This is a genomic window from Vibrio sp. 10N.222.52.C3, assembly GCF_041474195.1.
GTDB classification, from domain to species: Bacteria; Pseudomonadota; Gammaproteobacteria; order Enterobacterales; family Vibrionaceae; genus Vibrio; species Vibrio crassostreae_C.
This window is the reverse complement of the sequence record NZ_JBFRTQ010000172.1, coordinates 8,417-15,433: the sequence shown is the minus strand read 5'-3', so window position 1 is coordinate 15,433 and position 7,017 is coordinate 8,417. Positions and strand designations below refer to the sequence as shown.

At 43.7% G+C, this 7,017-nt stretch carries 7 protein-coding genes; 4 read left to right on the top strand and 3 right to left on the bottom strand.

What is annotated here, in order from left to right:
* Both AB4517_RS21050 and AB4517_RS21045 read right to left on the bottom strand, forming a co-directional pair.
* On the bottom strand, positions 1-998 hold a 998-nt coding region (locus AB4517_RS21050), incomplete at its 3' end, for a pyruvate formate lyase family protein (RefSeq protein ID WP_372149809.1).
* A gap of 232 nt (positions 999-1,230) precedes the next feature.
* Positions 1,231-1,575, bottom strand: a complete 345-nt coding sequence (locus AB4517_RS21045) for a multidrug efflux SMR transporter (protein WP_017061635.1) — start codon at positions 1,573-1,575, stop codon at positions 1,231-1,233.
* A gap of 320 nt (positions 1,576-1,895) precedes the next feature.
* On the opposite strand from AB4517_RS21045, the gene AB4517_RS21040 reads away from it, so the two are divergent.
* Together AB4517_RS21040 and fghA are read left to right on the top strand one after the other, a co-directional pair.
* A complete protein-coding gene (locus AB4517_RS21040; RefSeq protein WP_017076927.1) occupies positions 1,896-3,044 on the top strand; it encodes an S-(hydroxymethyl)glutathione dehydrogenase/class III alcohol dehydrogenase in 1,149 nt (382 codons plus the stop codon).
* 154 nt (positions 3,045-3,198) lie between these two features.
* A complete protein-coding gene (gene fghA / locus AB4517_RS21035; protein WP_372149806.1) occupies positions 3,199-4,038 on the top strand; it encodes an S-formylglutathione hydrolase in 840 nt (279 codons plus the stop codon).
* Between the two features lie 77 nt (positions 4,039-4,115).
* Here the strand turns inward: fghA and AB4517_RS21030 are convergent, their stop codons facing one another.
* Positions 4,116-5,198: a pyridoxal phosphate-dependent aminotransferase gene (locus AB4517_RS21030; protein WP_017061632.1), complete on the bottom strand. Its 1,083-nt coding sequence runs from the start codon at positions 5,196-5,198 to the stop codon at positions 4,116-4,118.
* Positions 5,199-5,504: 306 nt separating this feature from the next.
* Here AB4517_RS21030 and AB4517_RS21025 point away from each other — a divergent pair, with 306 nt between their 5' ends.
* Positions 5,505-5,906, top strand: coding sequence for a hypothetical protein (locus AB4517_RS21025; RefSeq protein ID WP_017061631.1), 402 nt, complete (start codon positions 5,505-5,507; stop codon positions 5,904-5,906).
* Between the two features lie 224 nt (positions 5,907-6,130).
* On the top strand, positions 6,131-6,868 hold the full coding sequence (locus tag AB4517_RS21020) for an NUDIX domain-containing protein (RefSeq protein WP_104216025.1): 738 nt from the start codon (positions 6,131-6,133) through the stop codon (positions 6,866-6,868).
* The last annotated feature ends 149 nt before the right edge of the window (positions 6,869-7,017 follow it).

The following is a 7,017-nucleotide window of genomic DNA, read 5'->3' as shown; positions in this document are numbered from 1 at the left end:
ATTGGGTCGCCAGAGAACAATGAATCGTATTCAGGAGTGCGAAGGAAACGAACCATACGAAGCTTCATGATGAAATGGTCAATCAACTCTTGCGCTTGTTTTTCATCAATCAGACCAAGTTTAAGGTCTCGTTCGATGTAAACATCTAGGAAGGTTGATGTGCGGCCTAGCGACATCGCAGCACCATTTTGAGACTTAACCGCAGCTAAGTAACCAAAATAGGTAAATTGGATTGCTTCTTGCGCAGTACGAGCAGGAGAAGACATATCAATGCCGTACTTCAAACCCATTTCTCGCATTTCATCAAGGGCACGAATTTGATCAGTAAGCTCTTCACGTAGACGCAATGTCTTATCTAAATCACCACCCGTTTCAAGCATCTTCTGAGTCGATTTGAATTGCTCATTTTTGTCTAATTTTAGGAAGTCGATACCGTACAAAGCAAGACGACGGTAGTCGCCGATAATGCGTCCACGACCATAAGCATCCGGCAGACCAGTAATAATACCAGAACGGCGACATGCTTTAATTTCGTCGGTATAAAGATCGAACGCTACTTGGTTATGCGTTTTGCGGTACTCAGTGAAGATCTTTTCGATTTGTGGCTCTAATTCACGACCGTACACTTCGCACGACGTTTTCACCATTCGAATACCACCATTGGCGATGATGCCGCGTTTCAGTGGTTTATCGGTTTGTAGACCCACGATTTTTTCGAGGTTTTTTACAATGTAACCGGCATCGTGTGAGGTGATAGTGGAAACGATATCAGTATCAAAATCGACAGGGGCATGAGTGCGGCTTTCTTCTTTAATACCTTCTAGCACCGACTCCCATAGCTGTGTCGTCGACTCCGACACGTCCGCAAGAAAAGACTCATCGCCTTCATAAGGGGTGTAGTTTCGCTGAATAAAATCACGTGCATTAACGGATGTTTGCCAGTCGCCAGCTTGAAATCCCGTCCAAGCTTCCATCATATCGGTTGTCGGAATAGTCATAATGACCCCCTAAGTTATTGATAAACAGATAATATCTATGATTATTTATAATCATTGGTTTCTGCTGGCTATACTAAACCGACCAATCTATGAGTAAAGTGAGCTGTTTTCATAAAATACATGCACAAAATGCATTTATTGGAATTACTATATTATATTCAATACCTTAAGTTGAAGGCTAACTACTCTAGATTCCAATTAGTTTGTTCCTTCAGAAGTAGGAAATAGACTCTTAGTGACTCACCGACGTTGAAAACAGGTTAATGACCACCACACCAGACAGAATCAAAGCGATGCCAATGATCGCGTAGATGTCTAGCTTTTGCCCGTAGACCAACCAAGACAACGCCGCGACCAACACTATCCCTGCGCCACACCAAATCGCATACGCCACACCCAAAGACATGGTTTGAACCGTGAGAGACAACAGATAAAAAGCAAAGCCATAACCGACGAGTACTGCGGCGGTCGCAGGAAGGGAAGTAAATTGCTGCGTTTTAGGCAATAAAGAAGTCGCGACAACTTCAAGCACGATGGCAAGTGACAGCATCACTGGAGGCGGAAGAGATAAAAGCATGTATGAGTCCACAACATTAAATACGGCGCTCAGAATATTGTAGTTTTATTTCCAATTCATGTGATTTTCAGTAAGCAATTATTATGACGTACCTTAAAAATTCTTAAGTGTGACTTTCGGTTAACACGAGGAACCTAAATGCTCTATTATTACAAATAAGTAATAATCATTTTCTATTTAAGGGGATTATCAAAACATGCACTCACACCTATACTAGCTCCAACAAAACGAGAGAGCGGAAACAATTAAGCTCAACTACGCTTAACGGGTTGAATTTAATTGCACAGTTATCCGCTGTACTGACATATAGGAAACATCCAATGACAATCGAAATTAAACCTGGTCAAACGCATATCAAATCAAAAGCAATGGTTGCATGGGCAGCTGGCGAGCCACTAAAAATGGAAGAAGTTGATGTACAACTTCCTAAAGCTGGTGAGGTTCTAGTTCGCATCGTTGCTACTGGTGTTTGTCACACTGACGCATTCACATTATCAGGTGACGATCCAGAAGGTATCTTCCCTTCAATTCTTGGTCACGAAGGTGGCGGTATCGTTGAGATGATCGGCGAAGGCGTTACAAGTGTTGAGATTGGCGACCACGTTATCCCACTTTACACAGCTGAATGTGGCGAATGTAAGTTCTGTAAATCTGGTAAAACTAACCTATGCCAAGCCGTTCGTGAAACGCAAGGTAAAGGCCTAATGCCAGACGGTACAAGCCGCTTCTCTATCAATGGCGAAACGATTTTCCATTACATGGGCTGCTCGACTTTCTCTGAGTACACAGTACTTCCAGAAATCTCTCTAGCGAAAGTAAGCAAAGAAGCACCACTTGAAGAAGTTTGTCTTCTAGGTTGTGGTGTAACAACAGGCATGGGCGCGGTACTTAACACAGCTAAAGTTGAAAAAGGCGACAACGTTGCTGTATTCGGCCTAGGCGGTATCGGTCTTTCTGCAATCATTGGTGCTCGCATGGCTGGTGCTAACCGCATCATCGGTGTAGATATCAACGAGAGCAAATTCGAGCTAGCAAAACAGCTTGGCGCGACTGACTGCATCAACCCAACTAAGTTCGACAAGCCAATCCAAGATGTTATCGTTGAGATGACAGACGGCGGTGTTGAGTACTCTTTCGAGTGTATCGGTAACGTAAACGTGATGCGTCAAGCGCTTGAGTGCTGTCACAAAGGTTGGGGCGAATCAGTCATCATTGGTGTTGCAGGTGCTGGCCAAGAGATCGCAACTCGTCCATTCCAACTAGTGACTGGTCGTGTATGGCGTGGCTCTGCTTTCGGTGGTGTTAAAGGCCGCTCTGAGCTTCCAGAAATCGTAAACCGTTACATGGCGGGTGAGTTTGGCCTTCAAGAGTTCATCACTCATACAATGGGTCTGCAAGACGTAAACGAAGCATTCGACCTAATGCACAAAGGTGAATCTATCCGTACTGTTCTACACATGGATAAGTAACACATCTTGGCCTCGATTCTTTCGAGCATCGAGGCCACAGCTACAAATGAATAGCAACAAACTGTCTTCACCACCTCCTGCCCGGTGGGTGGTGAAACTTTATGTAATATAGACAAATTTACTCCCAAACCATCAACCTAACGGAGCACAATAGATGACAATCGAAAACATTAGCCAAGCAAAGGTTGCTGGTGGTTGGCACAAACAATACACCCACTTTTCTGCAACGCTTGACTGCAACATGCGTTTTGCGATTTTCTTGCCACCTAACGCAAGCAAAGAAAACCCAGTTCCTGTTTTGTATTGGTTGTCAGGCTTAACCTGTACCGATGAAAACTTCATGCAAAAAGCCGGCGCTTTCAAAGCCGCGGCTGAGCAAGGCATCGCGATTGTTGCACCAGACACTAGCCCACGTGGCGAAGGTGTTGCCGACGATGAAAATTACGATCTCGGCCAAGGTGCAGGCTTCTATGTGAATGCCACTCAAGCGCCATGGGACAGCCATTACCACATGTACGATTACGTGGTAACAGAGCTTCCTGCATTAATTGAGTCGTTCTTCCCTGTTACATCCGTAAAATCGATTTCTGGTCACAGCATGGGCGGACATGGTGCCCTAACGATTGGCATTAAAAACGAAGATAGCTACCGTTCTATCTCTGCATTCAGCCCAATCACCAACCCAATGCAATGCCCTTGGGGACAAAAAGCCTTCAACCAATACCTAGGCTTGGATATTGAAGAGTGGAAACACTACGATGCCTCTGAGCTTCTAAAAACCAAAGGCACTAAACTGCCAATGTTGGTCGACCAAGGTGAAGCCGATAACTTCCTGATTGAACAGCTTAAACCTGAGCAATTAGTCGAAGCCGCTAAGGTAACCAATGCCGATTTAGATCTACGTATACAGCCTGGTTACGACCACAGCTACTACTTCATCTCTAGCTTTATTGATGAACACATTGAGTTCCATGCTGCTTACTTAAACAAGTAGCCAGATGAATTTAGCCCGCACTTTGTAAACGCAAGGTGCGGGCTTTTTTATGCCTACTGATTTTATAACGGTTGCTTTTATAACTGCTTAATACGCTGCTTTAACGCTTCTAAATCTATATCATTGCCAACAATTCGTAATCGAACATACTCTTCAGTCATCGCGTCGCACGTAATAGCAAAATCGACACCCGAACATGTCTTAATACCGATACTCTCAAATAGCTTTGAAAGGTGAGTTCCTCTCTTTTTCAACAACATAATGGGCGTCGATATTGACGTGCCAACCACCTCAATATTGTTCTCAGACAACAAGCCGATCATTTGCTGCTTAAAGTATTCAGTTTTGCTGCGGTTCATTTCTAAGAAGTGTTTTGCATTGGGTAAGGTCGCCGATGCGATTTTTATTGAGGGGTAAGTCGGCGTAAACACACTCACCGCAGCTTCGATTGCAGAAGTCAGGTTTTCACTGCTGGCTAAGTAACCGAGTCGAATCCCAGCGAGCCCTAAACCTTTAGAAAAGGTTCGTAAAACTATTAAGTTGTCCAAGACTAAGGTCTGATCGAGCATAGACTGCTCAGGGGTCAGGTATTCACCATATGCCTCGTCGACAATCAAAATAGCGCCAGAACGCTCACATACTCTCGCTATCTCGACCAGATAAGCTCTGTCGTAGATTCGACCCGTTGGGTTGTTGGGATTATCGATATACACCAAGGCAGGATTTTGACTGCTTATTTTTGATGCCAACACACCGAACAGATCCGACTCGTTTTGATAATCAAACATGTTGATGGACTGGTACTTCCCGCCCACCAAAGTGAACTCTGATACTGCTTCAACAAACTGAGGGCCAATGCCTATCATAGTGCGATTGTTGTGATCGATAAGTTTATTGAAGATAAGTTCTAGCGCCCCAAGAGAGCCCGTGGTGTACGTAATACGACAATCTTCAATCCCAATAAACTGGCGAGTCAGATAAGTCAGCTCCGAAAGCTCCCTGTGGCAATAGTACTTATCAATACCGTAGATAATATCTTTGATCACATGTTCAGGAATTTCTGGTGCGCCAAATGGATTGGAGCCAAGTGAACAATCGATACGAAATGAGTGATCGACATAAGAATGGTATTCGCCACTTAACCGTGGATTTAAATGCATAAGAAAACGCTCAAAAAATATTCATGCGCTATTCTTATCGTACTGAATTTTATCTATATAGGTCATTTCGCGACAGTTCTTCGCCTTGTTTCGAGAGACTGGTTAAAAACCAAGATTGGTTCAAATAACGAATTCTCTTAAGCCATAATCAAGAGTTAAGCACTCGTGTTTACATTTCGAGTTAACCGAACCGCTTTCTTTGCGCTAGATTAAGCTGAGATAAGATAGGGTAATAACAGAGCTTGCATCTTTACTCTCCCTAGTTACCATAGCCCCATTAACATCCCCCATATTTTGAAGGTTGCTATGAAAGCAATTAAGACTCTTTTCTTCCTGATGGTTTTATTGAGCGGTCTGTTTACCGCTTGGCTGTTTATTCCAATTCCAGCGACCATGGACAAGCAAACGCTCGACGTTCCATTAACGGAACCATTCAAGCTTGTTGCGTATCGCAGCAACCCGAATGATGCGAGCAAGCCGCTGACTTACCACTACTATGTGATTTCAGATGTGGTTGGTGTAGACGACATGGACCCATTCCTGATTACCACGGACCAGTTCGTGAAGCTTGGCGAATTCGACGAGAACACATTCAACCTTACGGTTAACGGCAAGATTGATAGCTACACCAACGATTTGTGGATCAAGAAATCTGATGGCAAGCTTCAACACTGGTACGTGAGTATTAACGCGAACTATATTCGTTAAAATCGAACTGCAATAAACCTCATTTTAAAACTGCGCTTTGGCTTCCAAGCGCAGTTTTTGTTTCTAGCAACACCCTCCTCTTATCCCGACCCGTTCGACATAAACTGCATTGCCTACTTTTGATTCACTGCTGCCCTTGCTCTCAAGGTGTTATAAGCTCTTTAGATACGATAAGCTCAGACCATGCTCGACGCCCAATAAATCAAAATAATAAAGGATCACCCGTGGAATTTACGCTCGACAAATTTAACGGCATCATCATTGACCCAGCAACAGCCCCTCACGATGTTGACTCATTCAATGCCGAACTCAGCGAGATCACCGAATTTTCAAAGCAGAATAGCAAAGGCATTATTTGGATTAGCTTACCTATTTCACTCTCGCACCTTATTCCGGTGGCGACTGAGCTTGGCTTTGTGTTTCACAACTGCTTAGAAGACGAGATTACGCTGATCCACAAATCCGAGATTGTAGAGTTTGTGCCTTTCATTCCGACCCACACCTTGGGTGCTGGTGCGTTAATCACTAACGAACACAATCAAGTTCTGATGATCAAAGAGCACGGCATGACGGGTTACAAATTACCGGGCGGTCATATTGAGTTGGGTGAAGGCATTGAAGAATCGGTGGTTCGTGAAACCTTGGAAGAAACCGGTATCGAGGCAACGTTCGTTTCTGTGGTTGGCATGGCGACAAGACACCCGTATCAATTCGGTAAATCAAACCTCTACTTTATTTGTCACCTTATCGCTCAAACTCAAGAAATTGCGATTCAAGACACTGATGAAATTGCAGAAGCTAAATGGATAGATGTTGAAGAATATATTAACAACCCCGACAGCTACCCGTTTAACCGCCAATTGGTCGGCTCTTTGATAGGCAAACAAGGATTAGAACTTACCCAACTAGAAGGCAACTATGGCCCGAACCATAAGCCAGAGATCTTCTTTTCGAAAAACTAAAGCGATTCAAACATAAAAACGCCAAGCTCATAAGAACTTGGCGTTTTGCTTTTCATTTTACTTATATTGTTTAAGCCATCTCGTTGCTAGTGACTTCCTAATTAGACTGTTCTAGAACCTATCTATTTTAGAAAAAGCCTAACGGATTA